Annotated in this window: 17 protein-coding genes; 3 read left to right on the plus strand and 14 right to left on the minus strand. The window is 43.1% G+C overall.

The features are described 5' to 3' along the window. The first annotated feature begins 113 nt into the window (after nt 1–113). Entirely contained in the window at nt 114–1,580 is a 1,467-nt protein-coding gene (gene zwf, locus ADG03_RS03300) for a glucose-6-phosphate dehydrogenase (protein ID WP_049472097.1), read from the plus strand. Between the two features lie 93 nt (nt 1,581–1,673). Here the strand turns inward: zwf and ftsY are convergent, their stop codons facing one another. The 10 genes from ftsY to yycF form a co-directional block, all read right to left on the minus strand. Beyond that, entirely contained in the window at nt 1,674–3,335 is a 1,662-nt protein-coding gene (gene ftsY / locus ADG03_RS03305; RefSeq protein ID WP_049472096.1) for a signal recognition particle-docking protein FtsY, read from the minus strand. After that, nucleotides 3,336–4,157 (minus strand): Cof-type HAD-IIB family hydrolase, encoded by an 822-nt coding sequence (locus ADG03_RS03310; RefSeq protein WP_049472095.1) that lies wholly within the window; start codon nt 4,155–4,157, stop codon nt 3,336–3,338. Beyond that, nucleotides 4,154–4,960, minus strand: coding sequence for a Cof-type HAD-IIB family hydrolase (locus ADG03_RS03315; RefSeq protein WP_049472094.1), 807 nt, complete (start codon nt 4,958–4,960; stop codon nt 4,154–4,156). Before ADG03_RS03315 ends, ADG03_RS03310 begins: the two co-directional genes overlap by 4 nt. Further along, complete coding sequence (gene smc, locus ADG03_RS03320; RefSeq protein ID WP_049472093.1) at nt 4,950–8,486, minus strand: chromosome segregation protein SMC; 3,537 nt, start codon at nt 8,484–8,486, stop codon at nt 4,950–4,952. Before smc ends, ADG03_RS03315 begins: the two co-directional genes overlap by 11 nt. Further along, nucleotides 8,477–9,178, minus strand: coding sequence for a ribonuclease III (rnc, locus tag ADG03_RS03325; protein ID WP_049472092.1), 702 nt, complete (start codon nt 9,176–9,178; stop codon nt 8,477–8,479). Before rnc ends, smc begins: the two co-directional genes overlap by 10 nt. 99 nt (nt 9,179–9,277) lie before the next feature. Then, nucleotides 9,278–9,664, minus strand: coding sequence for a YbaN family protein (locus ADG03_RS03330; RefSeq protein ID WP_003008142.1), 387 nt, complete (start codon nt 9,662–9,664; stop codon nt 9,278–9,280). Between the two features lie 33 nt (nt 9,665–9,697). After that, the gene (locus ADG03_RS03335; protein WP_049472091.1) at nt 9,698–10,243 is read right to left on the minus strand and encodes a putative periplasmic lipoprotein; all 546 of its coding nucleotides are present in this window, start codon (nt 10,241–10,243) and stop codon (nt 9,698–9,700) included. A gap of 146 nt (nt 10,244–10,389) precedes the next feature. After that, a complete protein-coding gene (locus ADG03_RS03340; protein WP_023918725.1) occupies nt 10,390–11,199 on the minus strand; it encodes an MBL fold metallo-hydrolase in 810 nt (269 codons plus the stop codon). A 7-nt stretch (nt 11,200–11,206) separates the two neighbouring features. After that, nucleotides 11,207–12,559, minus strand: a complete 1,353-nt coding sequence (gene vicK / locus ADG03_RS03345) for a cell wall metabolism sensor histidine kinase VicK (protein WP_049472090.1) — start codon at nt 12,557–12,559, stop codon at nt 11,207–11,209. Next, nucleotides 12,552–13,253 carry a response regulator YycF gene (yycF, locus tag ADG03_RS03350; RefSeq protein WP_003008151.1) on the minus strand — a complete coding sequence of 234 codons (702 nt, stop codon included), beginning with the start codon at nt 13,251–13,253 and terminating at the stop codon, nt 12,552–12,554. Before yycF ends, vicK begins: the two co-directional genes overlap by 8 nt. 502 nt (nt 13,254–13,755) lie before the next feature. Between yycF and ADG03_RS03355 the strand changes: the two genes are divergently transcribed. After that, complete coding sequence (locus ADG03_RS03355) at nt 13,756–14,805, plus strand: DUF389 domain-containing protein (RefSeq protein WP_049520957.1); 1,050 nt, start codon at nt 13,756–13,758, stop codon at nt 14,803–14,805. A gap of 210 nt (nt 14,806–15,015) precedes the next feature. Here the strand turns inward: ADG03_RS03355 and thrS are convergent, their stop codons facing one another. The 4 genes from thrS to ccpA all read right to left on the minus strand — a co-directional run bounded on the left by thrS (nt 15,016) and on the right by ccpA (nt 20,781). Continuing rightward, entirely contained in the window at nt 15,016–16,959 is a 1,944-nt protein-coding gene (gene thrS, locus ADG03_RS03360) for a threonine--tRNA ligase (protein ID WP_003008158.1), read from the minus strand. A gap of 353 nt (nt 16,960–17,312) precedes the next feature. Then, nucleotides 17,313–18,635: a glycosyltransferase family 4 protein gene (locus tag ADG03_RS03365; RefSeq protein ID WP_021153617.1), complete on the minus strand. Its 1,323-nt coding sequence runs from the start codon at nt 18,633–18,635 to the stop codon at nt 17,313–17,315. 1 nt (nt 18,636) lies between these two features. Continuing rightward, the gene (locus tag ADG03_RS03370) at nt 18,637–19,635 is read right to left on the minus strand and encodes an LTA glycolipid anchor biosynthesis glycosyltransferase, IagA/BgsA family (RefSeq protein ID WP_003008161.1); all 999 of its coding nucleotides are present in this window, start codon (nt 19,633–19,635) and stop codon (nt 18,637–18,639) included. Between the two features lie 141 nt (nt 19,636–19,776). Then, nucleotides 19,777–20,781: a catabolite control protein A gene (gene ccpA, locus ADG03_RS03375; protein ID WP_045759706.1), complete on the minus strand. Its 1,005-nt coding sequence runs from the start codon at nt 20,779–20,781 to the stop codon at nt 19,777–19,779. A gap of 160 nt (nt 20,782–20,941) precedes the next feature. On the opposite strand from ccpA, the gene ADG03_RS03380 reads away from it, so the two are divergent. Then, nucleotides 20,942–22,024: a M24 family metallopeptidase gene (locus ADG03_RS03380; RefSeq protein WP_049473332.1), complete on the plus strand. Its 1,083-nt coding sequence runs from the start codon at nt 20,942–20,944 to the stop codon at nt 22,022–22,024. Nucleotides 22,025–22,127 lie beyond the last annotated feature (103 nt).

A 22,127-nucleotide genomic window follows, 5' to 3' on the forward strand; every position in this document is an offset into this window, starting at 1 on the left:
TATGCTGTCTACTCAAATCCCATCGGAAAATATTCAGAACAACGATTCCATCAAAGAAATCTTGCTGATTTTATGGTAAAATATGGTTAATTAAATAGGAAATAGGTACTTAAATGTCTTCAAAAGTTATTGTAACCATTTTCGGGGCCAGTGGAGATTTAGCCAAGCGCAAACTCTACCCATCCCTTTTTAGACTCTATAAATCAGGAAATCTATCTGAACACTTTGCGGTTATCGGAACAGCTCGCAGACCATGGAGCAAGGAGTACTTTGAATCAGTTGTGGTAGAATCTATCACAGATCTGGCAGATAGCCCACAACAAGCTCAAGAATTCGCTAGCCATTTCTACTACCAAAGCCACGATGTCAATGATACCGAACATTACATCGCCCTGCGTGAATTGCAAAATAGCTTGGATGAAAAATACCAAACAGAACACAACAAGGTCTTCTTCTTGTCCATGGCTCCTCAATTTTTTGGAACCATTGCCAAACACCTCAAATCCGAAGGAATTGTGGATGGGCAAGGCTTTGAGCGCTTGATCGTTGAAAAACCTTTCGGTACAGACCTAGAAACGGCTAGTCAGCTCAACAAGGAATTGGAAGAAACCTTTAATGAAGAACAAATCTTCCGGATCGACCATTACCTTGGAAAAGAAATGATCCAAAATATCTTTGCTATTCGTTTTGGAAATCTTATTTTTGATAATCTTTGGAACCGAGATTTTATTGACAATATCCAAATTACTTTTGCTGAACGCTTGGGGGTTGAAGAACGCGGTGGCTACTATGATCACTCGGGGGCCCTTCGAGATATGGTGCAAAACCATACCCTTCAGCTTTTGTCATTGCTTGCCATGGATAAACCAGCTACCTTTACCAAGGATGCGATTCGGGCAGAAAAAGTTAAAGTTTTTGAGCAATTGCACAATCCAACAGATGAGGAACTGAAGAAATTCTTTATCCGTGGTCAATACCATTCAGGTACGATCGAAGGGAAAAAAGATATCTCTTATCGCAGTGAGCCAAATGTCGACCCTGAATCTACTACGGAGACCTATGCTTCTGGTGCATTCTTTGTTGATAGCGATCGATTCCGTGGAGTGCCTTTCTTCTTCCGTACCGGAAAACGTTTGACCCAAAAAGGAACTATGGTCAATGTGGTCTTCAAGCAAACCGACTCCATCTTTGGACATAGCTTGCAACCAAATGTCTTGACCATTTATATCCAACCAAATGAAGGTTTCTCATTGAGCATCAACGGAAAAGAGGTCGGGGAAAAATTCAGCATCGCACCTATTTCCTTTGACTACGAAACAGATGCGACGGCAACTGGAGCTTCACCAGAGCCTTATGAAAAATTAATTTTCGACGTTTTGAACAATGACTCAACCAATTACAGCCACTGGCAAGAAGTTCGTGCTTCATGGCAATTGATTGACCGGATTGAAAAACTATGGGCCGAAAATGGAGCACCGCTCTATGAATACAAGTCTGGATCCATGGGACCAACTGCATCCGATGATCTCCTTGCAGAGTACGGAGCCGAATGGGTTTGGAAACCTGAACCTAAGAATTAAGGAAAGCCACCTTCGGGTGGTTTTTTTTTGATAGCGCAAGGAAACAAAAAGACAAATTGTCCTTCCAACAATTTGTCTTTTTCTATTTGACTCTTAAATCAAGCCTTCCAAGAGGCCTTTCATGAAGTTTTCTGAGTGGAATGGTCCGATGTCATCAATCTTTTCTCCGAATCCAATCAACTTCACTGGAATGTCCAACTCTTCACGGATCGCAAGGACGACCCCACCTCGAGCTGTTCCATCGATCTTGGTCAGTACAATTCCTGTCACAGGCGTAATTTTTGAAAATTCTTTAGCTTGCACCAAGGCATTTTGACCGGTTGATGCATCGAGGGCCAGCAAGGTTTCATGCGGTGCATCAGGTACCACACGCTTGATAATGCGGCCGATTTTTTCAAGCTCTGCCATGAGGTTGTCCTTGTTTTGCAGACGCCCCGCTGTATCAATCATCAGAACATCGATGTTTTCAGCGATCGCGCGTTCCATTCCATCAAAGACGACGCTAGCAGGATCTGATTTTTCAGGACCTGTTACAACTGGAACATCTACGCGGCGTCCCCATTCTGCCAGTTGAGCCACTGCTCCTGCACGGAAAGTATCTGCTGCAACCAACATGACTTTCTTACCCTCTTGTTTATATCGGTGGGCTAATTTCCCAATAGATGTGGTTTTACCAACTCCATTGACCCCAACAAAGAGCATGACCGTGAGACCATCTTGAAAACGAATGGCTTCATTAAATTGGCCATCCTTTTCATACAAGTCCACCAATTTTTCGATGATCACGCGCTTGAGAGCATCTGGTTTTTTGGCATTTTCCAAACGGGCTTCATAACGCAACTCTTCGGTTAAATTAGAGGCCACTTGAACCCCAACGTCACTCATGATCAAGAGTTCTTCCAATTCTTCAAAGAATTCTTCATCGACTGAACGGAAATTGGCAAAGAAGGCATTGAGGCGTGCTCCAAATCCAGTCCGTGTCTTTTTCAAGCTACGATCGTATTTTTCCTGAATGGTTTCTTGCTGAGGCTCAACCTCGTCTGGAATTGGCTCTTCTGCCTCTTCAACAGTTCTTTCCTCAACGGTTGATGCAGCTTCTCCTTGAGGAAGTCTGGACTCGGCTTCTGCCACTTCTGAAGTTTCCTCCACTTGAGCAATCGCTTCTGATACTTCAGGTTCTGAAACCTCATCCTGAGCTTCTACTAGTTCTGGAGACTCCTCTTCTGTCGTGCTCGCTTCTACTAGCTCAGCGTCAGATGATGGAAAGGCAATCGGTGACTCTTCTTCCATTTCTGAACCATTAGCCCCATCAGCTTCCTCACCATCTTCAGTTTCTTCCGCTTCAATTTTCACTTCTTCAAGAGGCTCAGTCTGCTCTGTTTCATCAGCTAGTGGTGAAACTTCTTCAGGACTTGCTTCTGTTTGAGCAGGTTCAAAGGCAACTGGAGACTCCTCTACCGGTTCTTGAACTTCAGGAGTCTCTGAAGTTCCTATTTCTTCAACAAGAGGTTCCTCTGCCGGCTCTTCTTGAGCAACGGTTGAAACAGGTTGATGAGTGGCTGCAATTCGCGCTTTGAGCTCTTGGTAGTAAGCCTCCATATCAGCGATTTTTTGCTCTTCCTTGTCATTTTGGGTAGCCGTCGGCTCCTCTTTGACAGTTTCTTCAACCTCAGTACTTTCCGTCACTTCTTCCGAAGACGGAAGCACTTTTTCAGTTTCTTCTTTTTTTCCAAATAAACGATCAAATAATCCCATTTATTCACTCTCCTTTAGCACATAATTTTCAATTGCCCATGCGACGGCATCCTGGTCATTGGTCACAGGGGCCACAAGCGCTGCAACTTCCTTCACTGCTGGAATCGCATTGCCCATGGCAACTCCCAGTCCAGCCCACTGGATCATAGACAGGTCATTGGCTTCATCCCCACAGGCCATGACTTGATCAGCCTTAAGGCCCAAAATAGCTGCCAGTGCCTCTAAACCTGTTGCCTTGTGAACATTTTTAGGGCACCATTCCAACAACATTTCCCGAGATTTAAAAATTTCATAGTCTTGAAATAAGTCCGGCTTGATCTGCTTGATCGCTGCATCTAAAAAGTCTTGATCAACGGCTGTCACACACTTGTTGTAAGATATCGTGGATGGCAGATCTTTAAAATCTGTCTCAATAAAGTTCAGGTAGGGATTGTAAAGGGAATAGAGAGACTTTCGATCTGCATGAATCTCATAAACCCTTCCCTCACTGATAGCATCCAGCGGAAGGCCTAGACGGGCTGTTTCATCATGAATGGTTGCGACATCTTCTGGTGCCAAGACAACTTTTGAGAGGATTTCTCCATTATTTCGCTGCACTAGACCACCGTTGAAAGTAATCGTATACTCTTCTTTAAGGCCTGCTGTTCCCAATTCTTCTAAAAGAAAATCCACGGCTTTCAAGGGACGACCAGTGGTTAGAACCACCTTGACACCTTGGGCCTGTGCAGCAGAGAGGGCTGCTCTATTGCGAGGGGAGATCTTTTTTTCTGAATTGAGAAGGGTCCCATCTAAATCCAGCGCAATCAAGGAAATCTGACTCATACAATTTCCTCCATGTAGCGGAGGACAGAACCCGTCGCATGGTGGCCGATGACTTTTTCAGCAATGGCCAAGATTTCAGGACGTGCATTTTCTGGCGCTACAGGATGGCCCACGACTTGCATCATATGGAGGTCATTTAAGTTATCCCCGAAAGCCATCACCTGATCCATCGAGATCCCTAGTTTATCCGCTAAGGCGGTAATGGCAACTCCCTTATCGACATAATCGAGGACAATGTCAATCGATTCAAAACCTGTCGTCATCGCTTTGACACCGGGGATATTCTCAGTGACCCATTGCTCACCTTCAAGAACAAGAGCTGCATCAAAGTTGGTGGTCAATTTGAAAATTTCATCCTGAATATCCGCTAGACTTTTCACTTTTTGAATGTTTTCATTATAGTGCTGACTCAAGGCCAGATAGTCGGGATCTACTGATTCTAAGACATAGCTTCCTTTTTTCCCCGTCAAAAGCAGTTTATTGGGGTCTGCATAAGGTGAGGATTTCAAAGCTTCAAAAACACCCAAATAAAAGTCTTTGGACATAGTCGCTTCGTAGAGATCTTCTCCATGAAATTCTACCACACTACCATTTTCAGCAATGAAAATCATCTGGTCCTCAAATCCTTTAAATAGGGATTTGAGAGAAAGGAGGGCACGGCCACTCGCAGCAGCAAAATAGATGCCTTTTTCTTTGCAGCTTGCTAATACCTTGCGTAAAAGGTCTTGATCGTACTGATGTTGGTCATTTAGAAAGGTTCCATCCATATCCGTAGCGATCAATTTAATATCATTATTCTTCATTTTCTAAGTCTTTCAATTTTACTGAGACGATTTTAGAAACCCCTGATTCCTGCATGGTCACACCATAGATGGAATCTGCAGCCGACATGGTTCCCTTCCGGTGCGTCACGACAATAAATTGGCTTTCCTTATCAAAGCGGTTCAAATAATCCCCAAAGCGCTTGACATTGGCCTCATCTAGGGCAGCCTCTACCTCATCCAGAATGACAAATGGAATAGTCTTGACACGAATAATCGAGAACAAGAGAGCCAAGGCAGACAAGGCCTTTTCTCCACCACTCATAAGGTTTAAGGATTGGATCTTTTTACCAGGTGGCTGTACAGAAATTTCAACACCAGCTGTCAGAAGATCTGGCTCTGTCAGAATCAAATCAGCAGAACCCCCACCAAACATTTGACGGAAAGTGACTTTAAAGGATTCACGAATGGCTTCAAAAGTTGATTTAAAGCGTTCCTTGACTTCGTCATTCATGTCGTTGATGGTAGACAGAAGCATGTTTTTCGCAGCCAAGACATCCTCACGCTGGCTGGAAAGGAAATCAAAGCGCCCCTTCACCTCGTCGTACTGCTCGATCGCACCCACATTGACTGAACCAAGTGCCTTAATATCTTTTTCGATGCTCTTGAGCTGGTTTTCAGCTGCTGCAAGATTTTCAACAGGTTTGGCCTGTTCTTTGGCTTGGTCAAAGCTTTGCATGAATTCATCGGTAATTTGCGTTAAGAGCTTGTTCAAACGATCCGCATGCTTTTCACGTGTCGCTTCAGCCTTGGCTTGTTGACGAATCCACTCTTCGTTTTTCTTGCGCGCTTGTTCCATCTGTTCTGCCACATCTTCGGCCTGTCCTTCCAAATCATCCAGCTCAAAGCGTTTCCGAATGACTCCTTGTTCCAAGTCCGTTTTCTTGGCTTGTGCCTGCGTCAATTGGTTGGCTAGCTGCTCCACATCCACTGTCTGAACTTTGGCCTCGCCTTGTTCAATCAGCAATTGCAACTGATGCTCTTCTACTTCCAACTGGGAGATCGTTTCTTCCAAGCGACGAGCATCTGTTTGCTCATAGCTTTGTTGGCTCAACCATTCCGTCTGTTGAAGTCGCAGTTCTGCCAATTGCTCTTGCAAGTTCTGTACTTTTTGTTGCAGAACATCTTTGTCCGACTTCATGGTTTCAATATCGCGGTTCAAGTTTTCTTTTTGAAGCTCAATTTCTGCCAATTGCTCAGTAAGGGACTCCAGCTCTTCTTGGAGAGATTGGGTCGCATCTGTTGCCAATTCTGACTGCAAAGCTTCTAAGAGTTCCTGAATTTCTTTCAGTTGCTCTTGGCTTTGTTGGTAGGCCAATTGGGCCCGCTGTTGCTCCAGACGTGCTTGCTCACCCTGATTTTGAATAGAAGCCAAGTATTCTTGCGCCTGCTTGAGCAGATTGTCCTTGGTCTCTACCTCCTGCTCTGCTTCTCTCAAACGAGCATCCAGAGCTTGCATTTCCTGCTTCAAACTATCCAATTCTGGTTTAACAAAGACCGTATTTTGGGAGCGATTGGCACCACCGGCATACGATCCTCCGGTCCGCAATTCGGTCCCATCCAAGGTCACCATCCGAACTTGATAGTTGACTTTACGAGCTGCCTCACGCGCATGCTCCGTTGTATCAAAGATGGCCGTTACTCCAAGCAAGTTTTGGAAAATCTGTTCAAAACGATGCTCATAGGTCACTAAGTCACTCGCAATTCCTAGAAATCCTGCACTGGCTTGAATCAATTCTAGATTCCGAGGAGATAGTTGACGAGCTTTGATCGTCGTGAGCGGAAGGAAAGTTGCCCGTCCCAAGCGATTGCGTTTCAAGAAATCGATCGCTCGCGTTGCGGCCTTTTCATCCTCGACAATGATCTGTTGGCTGCTAGCTCCCAGAGCAATTTCAAGCGCCGTCTGATAGTCTTTTGAGAAGCTCAAATTCTCACTAACAGCCCCACAGATGCCTCCTAACCGTTCTGCTTCTTGCAAAACGCTCTTGACGCCTGCATAGAAGTTACTATGGTTCTTCTGAATGGCTTCCAAGCTATTGATCCGCGCCCGTTTGTTTTTGCTCTCATCCATCAGGTCAAACATGGCCGTTTGAGCCTCTTGGTAGGCAGCTTTGGCCTGCTCCACTTTTACCAATTGCTCTTGGTATTCTGCTAATAGGCCTTTGACCGTCGCTTGTGCCTGATCCAACTCTTCCAATTGTCGGACTTCTTTTTCCTTGGCAGCTTCAAAGTTTGTTTGTGCCTTGGTCAAATCCTCTTCACGATGGCTAGATTCTTGCAGGAGTGCCTGGATTCGGCTCTCAATCGCTGTCCGCTCATTCGATTTTTCAGCCTCTGTCTGCAAGAGTGCGACATACTGCTCGCGTAGATGCTCAATGACTTGTTCCGGATCTTCTTCGTAGTTGGCTAATTCTTTTTCCAACTCTTCTTGTTGCTGACGGTTCTCTGTCAGTCTTTGTTGGAGCACAGCTAGCGTCTCTTGTTTTTGCGCCAGCTCTTGTTTCGCTTCTTCCAGACGTGCCAAAACAGCATCCAGCCGCTCAAGATTTTCCCTGCGACTATGGGCTGCTTGACTCGATTGCAACTTAGCTACTTCGATTTGCTTTTCCAAATCACTGATCAAACGAGTGACCTCAAGTAAGCTGGCCTGGTCCTCAGCTAAGCTTTCATCCAACTGATGGCGGGCTTTCTTGATACGTACATTATCTTCTTCTAAGACCTGACGACGTTGGTAATAAGAAGCCAACTGTTCTTGAATGGCTTTTTCTTCTTGATCAGCCTTTTCATAAAGGTCCTTTGTCAAATCGACTTGAGCAACTAAAACATCCAGCAAGAGAACCTGCCGTTCTTGGTCTAATTCCAAGAAACGGCGAGCGACAGTCGCTTGCTTTTCAAGAGGTTGGATTTGTCCTTCTAATTCATAGAGGATATCCTCCAGACGGTCCAAATTCTCCTGGGTTTGGTTGAGTTTGGTCTCGGTTTCCTTGCGCCGCGTCTTAAATTTCAAGACACCTGCAGCTTCTTCAAAGATTGCCCGGCGTTCTTCCGGTTTGGAGTTAAAGATCTCCTCTACCCGACCTTGGGAGATAATGGAGAAAGAATCCCGTCCCAATCCCGTATCCATGAACAAATCATGAACATCTCTGAGACGTACTTTCTTGCCATCGATCTTGTACTCGCTGTCTCCTGAACGATAAATATGCCGTTCGACACGAATTTCTTTCCCTGCCTGTTGGATAAAACCATCTTGGTTATCTAAGACAACTGTGACACAGGCATAATTCAGCGGTTTTCGCGATTCTGTCCCTGCAAAAATGACATCGGGCATCTTGCCCCCACGTAGACTCTTGACACTGGATTCCCCCAGGGCCCAGCGCAAGCTCTCCGTGATATTTGATTTTCCAGATCCATTAGGCCCTACAACGGCAGTGACCCCTTTGTCAAATACGACTTTTGTCTTATCCGCAAAGGATTTAAAGCCTTGGATTTCAATCTCTTTTAGATACATGGGGAATCATTCCTCGTTTCAACTGCATTGCGGGCTGCTTCCTGCTCCGCTAATTTCTTGGAACGACCATGACCATGTCCCATCGTTTGACCGTTCACGAACACTTCTACTTCAAACTCTTTGGCATGAGCTGGACCGGACTCGCTAACCACTTGGTACTGGATCTCCACATCTCCGTGAACCTGTAACAGTTCTTGCAGGCGGGTCTTGTAGTCAATGACTTGAGAAAATTGACCCGTTTCAACCTTTGGAATCATGACCTGGTAGATGAAGCGTTTGACTGCTTCCACTCCTTGATCCAGTAAAAGAGCACCTAAAAAGGCTTCAAATAAATCGCCAAGAATCGTATCGCGGTCCCGACCACCAGATTTTTCTTCGCCCTTGCCTAGTTTGATGAAATGGTCAAATTGGCAATCTCGAGAAAAACCAGCCAGACTTTCTTCACGGACAATCATAGAACGGAATTTGGACAAATCTCCCTCCGGTCTGTTGGGGTGTTCCTTATACAAATATTCGGAAATAACTAATTGAAGAACAGCGTCTCCTAAAAATTCCAAACGTTCGTTATGTGAAATTTTTAAGAGGCGGTGCTCATTGGCATAAGAGGTGTGCGTAAAAGCTGTATCTAATAAACTGCTATCTGAAAAAACGATCTGAAACCGTTCCGATAACAGGGCTTGTAATTTCTCCATGGGAAGCCTACTTTCTAATAAATTCATACTCTTAAGTATACCAAAAAAGAAGCACGAACGCACTTCTTTTCCTAGTTCTAGGGCCTGAATTCTCCATTTTTAATCAGGATTTTCTTCTGTTGGATTTTCAGGCTTATTAGGGATCACTTTTAAGAGATAATAGGTGATAAAAATCGTCAAAGCCCCTAGAGCAAGCTTCACCCAAATAATCGGTGCCAGAAAGATCGAAATCCCCATCAGAATGTAGATCTGAAGAAGGATCCATTTCTTCCGTTCTTTGGCAATCGATTTGGTCTCTCGGTAATCCGCTACATAGGTTTGATAAAGCTTGGTTTGGTAGAGCCACTCTTCAAAGCGTTTGGAACTTTTAGCAAAGCAGGCCATCGATAGCAATAAAAAGGGAGTCGTCGGTAAAATCGGTAATGGAATCCCAATAATTCCTAATCCCAAAGACACAAAACCAATCGTAAGATAAACAAGGCGCATTTACTTCTCCTTTGTATGATTCTTTTTTCGTAATCACTCTACAGCGTTCACATCTGACATTTGAAGCTTCATCTTAGATGGATCTGACATTCCATCTACAATTCCCAATTGTTCCTCATTCAGTGGCAACAATATCAAAGTTGCTGTATGAGAAGGTAATTCGCCGCTATCCGTGATGAAATAACTTACCTTTTGATTATCAAAAATAGTCTTTCCATCATAAGACCAAGAAATTGAAAAATTCAAATCTTTCTTGATATCCATATCTGTCTTATTGACCAACATGAGCGCTGCTCTTCCTTCAGAAATAGCTCCCGTGAAGTAGAGCGCCATATTACCTTCACTTCCGAGTTCAGGATGGTCCTTGACCAATTTTTTTCCTAACTCAATTAGCTCAAATCTTTTACCTTCATACTGAGGTGCTACTACAAATTTCAAACCTTTTTCTTCTTTAGAAGACTCTGATACTTTTGTTTCCTTCGTCGTTTGATTGGAAGTCGACTCTTTCGTATCTTGCTTAGACTGACTACAAGCTGTTAAAGCAACCAAACTAGCCAGTAATAACATCATTTTTTTCATTTATTATCTCTCCTCTTCTTTCGTGACTCTCACTCAGAATTTGTTCTTTCCTATCATACACGAATTTAGGGTAAAGAGCAAATTCATCACTAGATATCGGGATTTTCAACAGCCATCAAAAAACCACCCGCAGGTGGTTTTCCATCTTATATCTTCGTCAAAGGGGTCGCGGTGTCTGGTGATGTATCCAGCACCTCAAAATCGTGACCGACAGCTAGATCTGCTCTGGCCAGTTGGTTCTCCATGGTCATATGGGCCAATTCTTTGATATTGTTCTCTTTTGACAAATGCCCCAGATAAATCTTCTTGGTGCGATTTCCCAAGGTCCGGATCATGGCATCTGCCCCATCTTCATTTGAAAGGTGACCCAGATCAGACAAGATCCGTTGCTTCAAACGCCAAGCATACGAACCTGCTCGAAGAATTTCTACATCATGGTTGGACTCAATTAGATAGCCATCCGCATCCGCGACGATTCCTGCTAAGCGATCACTCACATAGCCCGTATCCGTCAGCATGACGAAGCTCTTGCCATCCTTCATAAAGCGATAGAATTGAGGGGCTGCAGCATCGTGACTGACCCCAAAACTTTCGATATCGATATCGCCAAATGTCTTGGTCTTCCCCATTTCAAAGATGTGCTTTTGAGCATCATCGACTTTCCCTAGATATTTGGTGCCTTCCATAGCCTTCCAAGTTGCTTCATTAGCATATAGATCCATGCCATATTTTCGCGCTAAAACACCCACACCATGGATATGGTCTGAGTGTTCGTGCGTAATCAGAATGGCATCTAAATCTTCTGGTTTGCGATCAATTTCAGCCAATAGTCCCGTAATCTTTTTCCCTGATAGACCTGCATCAATGAGCAGTTTTTTCTTTGGTGTCTCAAGGTAGAAAGAATTTCCACTAGAACCTGAAGCTAAAATACTGTACTTAAATCCCTCTTCTGTCATTGACTCCTTATTCTTCCTCTTCTGTATCCCAGTCGTCTTTAATCGCATCTTTGTCGTACGGCAAGACAATGGTAAAGGTAGATCCCTTACCATATTCACTCTTGGCCCAAATAAAGCCCTTGTGTTGCTTAATGATCTCCTTAGCAATGGCTAAGCCCAGACCAGTCCCACCTTGGGCCCGGCTACGCGCCTTATCCACTCGGTAAAAGCGATCAAAAATGCGTGGTAAGTCTTTCTTGGGAATTCCCAAGCCCTCATCTGAGATGGAGATAATCAACTGGGCATCTGTTGTTTTCATCCCTACCTTGATTTTCCCACCATCGGGTGAGTATTTGATGGCATTGTTCAAGATATTGTCGATTACCTGGGTCATTTTATCCGTATCAATTTCAACCCAAATCGGGGTGATTGGATATTCACGGATCAGTTCATACTTCTTGGTATCTTCTTGCGATTGACTCTTGATCTTATCAAACCGGTTTAAAATAAAGGTAATAAAGGCCGTAAAGTTGGTCAACTCGATGTCCAACTGACTGGTTTCATTATCAATTCGTGACAAGCTCAATAGATCTGTGACCATGCGCATCATGCGGTTGGTTTCATTGAGCGAAACCTTGACAAAATCTGGTGCTACCGGCTCTGACAAAGCGCCATCGTCCAGGGCTTCCAGATAGGATTTCACACTGGTCAAAGGAGTCCGTAATTCATGACTCACATTGGAGACAAAGAGGCGACGCTCCCGCTCTTCCTTGTCCTGCTCTGTCGTATCGTGCAAAACAGCTACCAGACCAGAGATAAAACCTGACTCGCGACGAATCAAAGCAAAGCGCACACGAAGACTTATGTATTCCCCATTTTCATCCTGGGAATCGATGGTCAACTCTGGTACTTCTGTAATCAAGCTTCGCAGATCATAGTCATCTCCAAGCGAAAGCAAATCCAGAATACTGGTATTGAGCACCTCATCTGGATTAACATTCAATTGCTTGGCTGCCATTTCATTGACCATGATGATCTGACCGCGTCTGTTGGTCGCAAGCACCCCATCTGTCATATAAGAAAGGATACTGGTCAAACGCTTGGTTTCTTGTTCCAAGTTTTCATGCGTCAGGCGAATAACCTCCGACAGATCATTGATACTATTGGTCATATCCGTCAGTTCTGGACTTCCTTGCATGTCGACCACTTCGGAATAGTCCCCTGCAATCAGATCCTTAATTTTGGCGTTTAATTGTCTGAGCTTGATATTGTCCCTACGGTTTTCTAGCAAAAGCAAGGCTACCACAATGATAAACCCAACCGTAATCAGAACAAAGACAAAGTTCGACGACATTACAAATTGTTTTAGTTGATCAATCATTGTTTCTCATATAATATCCGACACCACGGCGGGTCAAGATATATTCTGGACGTCCCGGTGTGTCCTCGATTTTTTCACGCAAACGACGAACTGTCACGTCCACTGTCCGAACATCACCAAAGTAATCATAGCCCCACACCGTCTCAAGAAGGTGTTCACGGGTCATCACTTGACCGACATGGGTCGCAAGGTGATAGAGCAATTCAAACTCACGATGGGTCAAGTCCAATTCTTTGTTGCCTTTTTGAACCAAGAAGGCATCTGGAAGAATGTGAAGATCACCAATGACAATTTCCGTATCGGCCTCATTTTCAAGCTGAGGATCAGCCGCAAACTCAGAACGACGCAACAGGGCTTTCACACGCGCTTGCAATTCCCGATTTGAGAAGGGTTTGGTTACATAGTCATCCGCACCGATTTCAAGCCCGATGACCTTATCAAATTCCGTATCCTTAGCGGATAGGACAATGATCGGCACATTGCTGGTCTTACGAATCGTCCGCGCCACTTCCAAACCATCAATCTCTGGTAGCATCAAATCTAGAATAATAATATCCGGATTTTCAGCCGCAAAGACCTCTAAAGCTTCCCGACCATCAAAGGCCGTCAAGACTTCATAGCCTTCTTTTGCCATGTTAAATTTGATAATATCTGAAATTGGTTTTTCATCATCAACTACTAATATTTTTTTCATCTTACATACCTGTTTCTAATGCTACTTTTCCTTATCAATCTCTATCTTCTTATTATATCAAACTTATGAAGAAATGTGGAGTCTCAATTGCTGGACTTTCCAATAAGACAAAGCAAAAAGATTGAGATCATGACATCTCAATCTTTTTATTTTTTCATTATTTCTCAACACGTGATTTGTTGGAGATATCAGCTAGGATTGCTGCTACAAACTCATCATCTTTAAACATTAAAACGGTATCTACTTTCAGAGGAGATACCGTTCTCCTTCTTTGAATAAGGAATCTAAAATTTCTGACTTTCTCTATCTGTTCAATTGATAGATTTCTTCAGAGAAAGAATGTAAAATTTTTGATATAATATGCAGGATGGACTGATGGATATTTAAAAGATAATGTTCAAAAGAATTACAAATGAGAATTAAAAACATGTCAGTTTGGACAGAAGTCTCTCTACCATCATCCATGCAGAAACAAGATTATATGAAATAAAAGGAGTAACCAATGTCCGGAAACTATTCAACACGTGAATTCCGCGAGAAACTATATGATGACCTTCATGTTCGATTAAGAGATACAGTGATTTTGATGTGTTCGATTTTTATTGCCTCTATAGGTCTAAATATGAATTCAACAGCTGTCATTATTGGAGCCATGCTGATTTCCCCTCTTATGACACCGATTATTGGACTGGGGTTTGGTTTAGCTATTTTTGATACGCGTTTAATCAAGCAATCTCTAGGGGTTTTATTTACTCAAGTATTGGTCAGTTTGCTTGTCTCGACTCTATATTTCTGGATTTCTCCCTTATCTTATGCAAGTAGCGAATTGATTGCACGAACCTCTCCAACCATTTGGGATGTTCTCATTGCTATTGCGGGTGGGATAGCAGGTGTCATTGGTTCAAGGAAAAAAGAAGCAAACAATATCGTGCCAGGAGTAGCCATTGCAACAGCTCTGATGCCACCTATCTGCACTGCAGGTTATGGTTTAGCTAATGGAAATGTACGATTTTTATTTGGGGCTCTCTATCTTTTCTTGATCAACTGTGTCTTTATCATGCTAATCAATATTGTTGGAACAAGAATTTTGATGAGACAATCTCCCTTAAGTTCATTTAATGAGCTAAACATGAAAATGAAAATTGGGTTGATATCCTTAATTGTTTTATTGGTCCTTCCAGCCAGCTATTCAGCAGTCACTCTGACGATGGATCAAGCACGAAAAGAAGGGATCAAACAGTTTGTAGGAAAAGAGTTCGCCAATCATACGATCATTAATCAAGTCTACAAGTCAAGTAGCAATGAATTGGTCTTGACAGTTGTTGGAGATCCGATTTCAGAAGAAGAATTAGAAACCATTCGCCAAAAACAAGACTCTTACGGTATTCAATCTGTTCAATTGAAAGTCAATCAAGTCCATAATTCGACAAAATTAGACAGTGAGACGACCAAGGAATTTTACGAAAACATTGACAAGTATATCGATCAAAAACTCTCTGAAAAAGATTCACAAAACGATCTCGTAAAAGAAAATGAAGCAGACAAGGATTGAGGATAGTCAACTTATCTAACTCATGGAAGCAAATCTTGGGAGGATATCCTATATCCAAAAGTTAATGGATAGAAAGGATTGTTGATGAGAATACTATTTGTGGTGGTTTGACCGATCACTACTAACTCAGGTTAAACAAAATAGAAAAGCAACAACTGAAATAGTTGTTGCTTTTTCTTACTGAAAAATGTTTCTCAGACTGTGATCGTTTTATTTCTCAACACGGGATTTATTTGCAATATCTGTAAGAATCAATTCTACAAATGCATCCACTGACATGGTTTCTGTTTCTTTTTGACCATAACGACGCACGTTTACAGCCTTATCTTCCATTTCCTTGTCCCCAACGATCAATTGGTAAGGAATCTTTTGAGTTTGAGAAGCACGGATCTTGAACTGCATTTTTTCATTGCGTTCATCCACATCGGCACGAACACCACGGTCACGAAGTTTCTTAGCCACTTCCCAAGCGTAGTCCACGTGTTTTTCGTTAGAAACTGGGATAAGAGTTACTTGGTGAGGAGCAAGCCAGGTTGGGAAAGCTCCCTTGTAGTTTTCAATCAAGATCGCAGTAAAGCGTTCCATGGTTGAGATAACCCCACGGTGGATCATGACTGGACGGTGTTCTTCCCCATCTGCTCCGATGTAATGAAGATCAAAACGTTCTGGAAGCAAGAAGTCCAATTGGATGGTAGATAGGGTTTCTTCTTTACCAAGAGCTGTTTTCACTTGGATATCCAATTTTGGTCCGTAGAAGGCTGCTTCCCCTTCTGCTTCATAGTACTCAACACCCATATCATCAACGGCTGCTTTCAACATGCGTTGAGCATTTTCCCACATTTCATCGTTGTCAAAGTATTTGTGTTTGTCTTCAGGATCACGGTAAGACAAGCGGAAACGGTAATCTGTCAAGTTAAAGTCTTCATACACATCGATGATCAATTGAAGGATCTTCTTGAATTCTTCCTCGATTTGTTCTGGAGCCACAAAAGTATGACCATCATTCAGAGACATTTCACGCACACGTTGAAGACCAGTCAAAGCACCAGATTTTTCATAACGGTGCATCATACCGATTTCAGCGATACGGATTGGCAATTCACGGTAAGAATGCACATGGTGTTTGTAGACTTCAATGTGGTGAGGGCAGTTCATTGGACGAAGAACAAACTCTTCTCCATCCCCCATATCCATTGGTGGGAACATGTCTTCACGGTAGTGATCCCAGTGACCTGAAGTTTTATAAAGTTCTACAGAAGCAATTGGTGGAGTGTAGACGTGTTGGTAGCCTGCTGCTACTTCTTTATCAACGATGTAGCGTTCCAACTCACGACGGATGGTCGCACCATTTGGCAACCAGAATGGAAGACCTTGACCAACTTCTTGAGAAATCATGAAGAGATCCAATTCTTTACCAAGTTTACGGTGGTCACGTTCTTTGGCTTCTTCACGCATTTGAAGGTAGTTCTTCAAGTCTTTCTTGTCAAACCAAGCGGTACCATAGATCCGTTGCATCATCGCGTTGTCGCTATTACCACGCCAGTAAGCACCAGCAACGTTAAGAAGGTGGAAGATTTGGATGCGACCAGTTGATGGGACGTGTGGGCCACGGCAGAGATCCACGTATTCACCTTGACGGTAGATGGTCAAACCACCTTCGTCTTCAGAGTGTTCTTCGATCAATTCCAATTTGTATGGATCATTTTTAAAGATTTCACGCGCTTCATCTTTAGTCACTTCTTCACGAATAGATGGGAAGTTTTCTTTAACGATTTTCTTCATTTCTTCTTCGATACGAGGAAGGTCTTCGTTAGAGATTTGACCAGCTTGGTTGTCTGTATCGTAGTAGAAACCATCTTCGATGGCTGGACCGACACCCAAGTGGATATCTGGGAAGAGGCGACGAGCTGCTTGGGCAAACAAGTGAGCCGCTGAGTGACGCAAGATTGGAAGAGCGTCTTCGTGATCAGGTGTCACGATTTCAATGCTTCCATCTTCGGTGATGGCACGAGTTGTGTCAATCAATTTGCCGTTGAATTTACCAGCAAGGGCTTTTTTAGCCAAAGAATTGCTGATAGATTGGGCAATTTCAAAAGTAGTAACGCCAGATTCGAATTCACGAACAGCGCCATCTGGGAAAGTAATCTTAATCATGATTTTCTCCTTATAAAGTTTTTAGTAGCTAAATGGGTGGGAGGTGTCTTTGAACATTGGAATCGTCACTCCTTTTGATGTCTTCATGAAGAAATCAAAAAAGCGACCTCCTCGAAAGGACGTCGCAACGTGGTTCCACCTTCATTTATGTTCCTCAAAAAAGAGGGACACCTCTGATTGGCTCTAACGTAGCCACCGTTTTATGTTTGCATAAAAGTATATCGAGTAGTCCCAAACCTATCCTCTACGCGATTTCCAGCCCCACGCGCTCTCTATCAGATTTCCTAGATTTGATATGTCTCTGTCAGTTATTATAGCACGATTGAAAAATTTTGCAAGAAAAAGTTTCATTTTCAATCAAAGAAATGCGTGATTTTACGGATTTTCTTCACTTGTTTGACCGAAGCCTTCATCATCTTCACAGATCCATTGACCGGAAGAGCAATCACCTTGGTCGGGATTTTCACAATGGTCTTAGACATCCGCTTAACCCGGCTTTGCTCAGGATTCAAATCATTTGAAAAGTCTTTAGAAATGATTTTATCCAGGTAAAATTCGTAGACCCGACGACCAAAGGTTGCTGCAGAAATATCATCAATCTTTTCTGCCCACTTGGTCTCATCGATTGGAGGCATCTCCTCAATCGCTTCAAGAATCGCTTGTGCCAGATCGCTCTCTTCATAAAAGAGCTTTCCAAACATAGGGTCATCAATCACATGATCGAGATAAGGATTGCCATGAGCGATGATCGGGGTACCACTTGCAATACTCTCTAAATAAGTCAACCCTTGCGTCTCACTCGTTGAAGCTGAAATAAAGAAGTCAGCCGCTTTATAGTAGAGAGCTGTCTCATTTGGTGGGATCATCCCTGTAAAGACAACCGCATCTGAAATCCCCAGTTTCGCCGCTTGTTTTTTCAAATCATCCAAATAAGGACCATCTCCAGCCACGATCAACTTAACTTTTGGATTGACCTTGAGGACATCAGGAAGGGCCGCAATAACAGCCTGAATATTCTTTTCATAAGAAACCCGCGACAGACTCAGTAAAAGCGTTTCATCTTCTGCGACTTCATATTTTTCACGAAGGGCTGCTGTCTCTGTCGGAGTGATTTCTGGCCGGTCAAACTTGGCCAAATCAATCCCTGTCGGAATAATGCGTTTTTCTGCCTTGACCTTGTACTTTTGGAGCAAGTCATAGACGATCTCACTTGGACAGATCACTCCGTCCAGATCATTCATATAACTTCTCACAATGTATTTGACCATACTTGGGCGAATGACCATGCCTCTTGCAATATAGCGGACATAGTCCTCATACTGGGTATGGTAGGTATGAATGACTGGAATCCGCAATTCGCGTCCAATCCACACTCCCAAAAGGCCCAGTGAAAACTCAGTCTGGGTATGGATAATATCCAGCTGGTATTGCTTGGCAATGGCAAGCGCCTTTGAGAATCCACGATAAGCAACGCGGCGGTCCTTAAAGGCGAAGAAAGGCACACTTGGAATCCGAATGATCTGCCAATCTTCATATCGGTTGACATCTTTATCCGTTGTCGTAAAGATAAAGACTGTGTGACCCAATTTTTCTAATTCTGTTTTGAGCGTCCGAATACTGGTCGCCACTCCCGAAACTTGCGGGAAATAGGTATCTGTAAATAACCCTACACGCATCTTACATCTCCAAAACTGTTTGATAGGCTTCGACCAATTGATAAGCCACTAAGTCGATCGAACGACTTTCAGCGACCTTGTAGCCCGCCTCCCGCTTGTCTACTTGACCGTTCAAGACCTTGTTCAAGGAATCCACAAATTCGTCTACATTATGGCACAATTCAGAAGACGTCTCGTCAATCCAGCCATTGTATACGGGAATATCCCGCAAGACCGTGTGCTGATGACTGGCCAAGGCCTCCAAAACAACGATCCCTTCTGTTTCTTCATAAGATGGGAAGAAGAAAGCATCTGAACCCGTCATAGCCCCTTGGAAGACCGCTCCCTTGAAGTAGCCAGGGAATTCCACATTACTCGGATGATCCTTTTCTACGATACGACGAATCTTACGCGGAATGATCCATTTGTTGATAGAACCTAGCCAGATAAAGCGCACATCCGGCATGCGACGAGCCACTTCTACGAAATCTTCAATCCCTTTGCGTTTAAAATAAAGCCCTGCACAGATGACAACCTTTTGGCCTTCTTGGATATTAAAATGCTTGCGAAAGACTTCTTCTTTTTTCGGATCCTTCTTGTATTTTTCCAAATCAATTCCATTGGAAACCGCGATAATCGGTGTAGTCACCCCATAAGACTGAATCAGGTGTTTGGAATACTCAGATGGCGTGATCACATAGTCTGCCTTTTGGTACATGTGAGCCAAATACTTTCCAAACAAGGGCGCAAAAAAGTTAGACCCGATAAAGGAATTTTCAAAATCCTCACGGGTTGAATGGCCATGCATGATGACTTTCTTTCCACGACGCTTTGCTGCATGGAGCAAAAGGAAACTCCGTGGGCCATAGGTATTGATATGCACCACATCATAATCTCCTAAAATATCTGTCGTATACGGAATCCCAGCCAAATCAAGCGCATGCATTTGATGCTGCAAGGCTCGACCAATTCCTGATTTTTGTAATACGGATTTTCCTTCTAAATACAGTAAAACTTTCATACCTTCTATTATACCGAAATAAAGAGTGCCCAGCAAGTCTCTACCTGTTTGCAGTATAAAAAAGAGGCTAGAACAGTTCTGTTCTAACCTCTCAGACTAGTAGACACGTCTTCCCAAGTCGAGACTCTAGTCTACTAATCCTTATTTTTTGGTCGTTCCACGTTGGTTGATCGTATGAGACAACAGTACTTCGCGTTCTTCCAACTCTTCTTTGTGCATGATCTTGGTCAACATGCGCATACTGATCGCACCAAGGTCATACAAGGGTTGGCCAATCGTTGATAGATTTGGACGCGTGTAACGAGTTACTTGTGAATCATCACTAGTAATGATTTCAAAGTCTTCTGGTACTTTGATACCGTGATCAGACAAGCCGTTCAAGAGACCTGCAGCCAATTCATCACCTGTCACAAAAGCAGCTGTTGCTTTTGACGCAATGATGCGTTCTGCCAAGTTGTAACCTTCATCATAACGGTACTTGGATTCAAAGACAAGTCCTTCGCTATAGCTCAATTTTTTCGCTTTCAAAGCTTCTTTGTAGCCCGCCAAACGGATTTTTCCATTGATATCATCCACCAATGGGCCGCTTACAAAAGCAATTTTCTTGTTGTGTTTTGCCAACTGTGTAACAGCATCAACGGTTGCTTGCTTGTAGTCGATATTGACACTTGGTAATTGGTGTTCAACATCTACTGTCCCAGCAAGGACAACTGGCGTACGAGAGCGTGAAAATTCTGAGCGAATCTTTTCAGTCAAGTGATAGCCCATGAAAATGATCCCATCCACTTGTTTTGAAAAGAGGTTATTTACCACTGAAACTTCTTTGTCATCGTCTTCATCGCTATTTGCAAGAACAATATTGTACTTGTACATTTCAGCAATGTCATCGATCCCCTTAGCCAATGTAGAGAAATAGCTATTCGTGATGTTTGGAATCACAACACCGACTGTTGTGGTTTTCTTGCTAGCAAGACCACGCGCAACAGCATTTGGACGGTAATCCAAGCGTTCGATCACTTCTAAAACTTTTTTACGTGTATTTTCTTTAACGTTTTTATTTCCATTTACTACACGACTAACGGTTGCCATTGAAACCCCTGCTTCACGGGCGACATCATAAATTGTAACTGTATCGTCTGTATTCATAAGATTTCCTTTCATTGTTGAAAATTTCGTTTTCACTCTCTAATTAATCCTATTTTATCACTTATTGTAAACACTTTCAAGCATTTTGGTAAAATTTTGTAAACTCTTGCTTTTTTGGGGAAAATTTGACAAAATAGATCCATAGAAAGAAGGTAGCATTATGTCTAAATTAGATCAAATCGTCGATTTTCTTGAAACTGAAAAAACAGATGTCGCTGTTGTATCCGATCCTGTCACCATCAATTACCTGACTGGATTTTACAGTGATCCCCACGAACGTCAGCTCTTCTTGTTCGTTTACACAGACCACGAACCCCTTCTCTTCGTTCCTGCACTTGAAGTGGAACGGGCAACTGCAGTTGTCGATTTCCAAGTGGTTGGCTATGTGGATTCTGAAAACCCTTGGGAAAAGATTAAAGGGGCTATCGCTAAACCAGATGCCAAAACTGTTGCACTTGAATATGATAACTTGATTCTGACCAAGTACAATGGTTTGCGCACTGTCTTTGAAAAAGCGGAATTTACTAACTTAACACCACGGATTAACCGCATGCGCTTGATCAAATCTGCTGATGAGATCCAAAAGATGTTGGTTGCCGGTCAATACGCAGATAAGGCTGTCAATATGGGTTTTGACGCCATCTCACTGGATAAAACAGAAACCGATATCGTGGCAGAAATCGACTTTGGCATCAAACGCTTGGGCTATGAAATGAGCTTTGAAACTATGGTCTTGACGGGGAATAATGCAGCTAACCCACACGGAATTCCTGGAAGCAATAAAGTCGAAAACAATGCTCTCTTGCTCTTTGACCTTGGCTGTATGGTGAATGGTTATGCGTCAGATATGACTCGTACTGTTGCAGTTGGAAAACCTGATGATTTCAAAAAAGAAATCTACCACTTGACTTTAGAAGCTCAACAAGCAGCCATTGACATGATCAAACCAGGTGTAACAGCACATGACGTAGACCGTGCTGCACGGAGCGTCATTGAAAAAGCTGGTTATGGTGAGTACTTCAACCACCGCCTCGGACACGGGATCGGAATGGACGTGCATGAATTCCCTTCTATTATGGAAGGAAATGACATGGTACTTGAAGAAGGCATGTGCTTCTCAGTCGAACCAGGAATCTATATTCCAGGTAAAGTCGGTGTCCGTATCGAAGATTGTGGGTACGTAACAAAAGACGGATTTGGACTCTTCACAGAAACCAGCAAAGACTTACTTTACTTTGACTAATCCTTTAGTCGTTTCAATATATAACAAACATCTTGTTTCGTTAATAACTATAAAAAATGAGGCTGGGACAAAAGTCCTAGCCTCTTAATTATCTTTGGATTGT

This window comes from Streptococcus parasanguinis, assembly GCF_001069785.1.
Taxonomy (GTDB): domain Bacteria; phylum Bacillota; class Bacilli; order Lactobacillales; family Streptococcaceae; genus Streptococcus; species Streptococcus parasanguinis_T.